This is a genomic window from Thermus sp., assembly GCF_056332225.1.
In genome coordinates, this window is the sequence record NZ_JBWGQW010000183.1 from 1 (window position 1) to 715 (window position 715).

Annotated in this window: 1 protein-coding gene; it reads left to right on the forward strand. The window is 69.2% G+C overall.

The window, feature by feature from the left end; all coding sequences use genetic code 11:
• Positions 1–100: 100 nt before the first annotated feature.
• Positions 101–715 (forward strand): hypothetical protein (locus AC01Y6_RS10795; protein WP_476671534.1); only part of this gene is annotated, 615 nt, incomplete at its 3' end.

The following is a 715-nucleotide window of genomic DNA, read 5'->3' on the forward strand; positions in this document are numbered from 1 at the left end:
GTACCGCCAAAAGGTAGCAAAAGGGAAGCCGGAAGAGCCGACAAAAGAGCCGCCAAAAAAGCTACCTTCTCTCTTCTCCAATAGCGCCCAGAAGTAGCCCATGCCCGCCGACCCCGAGGACTACCGCCTCCTGCGAAGCCAAAGCGCCCTCCTGGCCCAGGCCCTGCGCCTGGTGGCCCGGGACGGGTACACCTGGTGGCAGCTCCAGGAGACGCCCACGGAGAAGGTCCTCCTGGCGGTCAAAAAGCTGGACGAGAAGTGGGCGGTCTTGCTGGACCGCCCCGCCCGGAACGTGCGCCGCCAGGCCCGCCTCCCCGTGGTCCACGCCCTCCTGGCCCCGTTGAGCGCCATGCCCCCCGAGGCCCCCCACCCCACCTGGCCCATCCTGGTTCTGGCGGACCAGAAGCTCCCCGGCGAGCACATGCACCGGGTGGCGGACCCCAAGCACCCCCCCACCTGGGTGGCCTGGCGGAAGGAGGCCTGGCGGCCCACCTACGTCCTGCGCAAGGACCCGCGGGGGAAGCTCACCTGGTTCCTCACCGAGGAGTTCTACCGGGAGATGCTGGAGGAGGCCCTGCACCACGCCACCCGGGGGGACTGGCCCCGCCTGGTGGGGCACCTCAAGACCCTGGGCAACCTGCCCATGTTCAGCGGGGTGTGGGGCCAGCTCCAGGAGATCCGCAAGAGGGTGCAGAAGCTCTGGGGCGACCGGCAC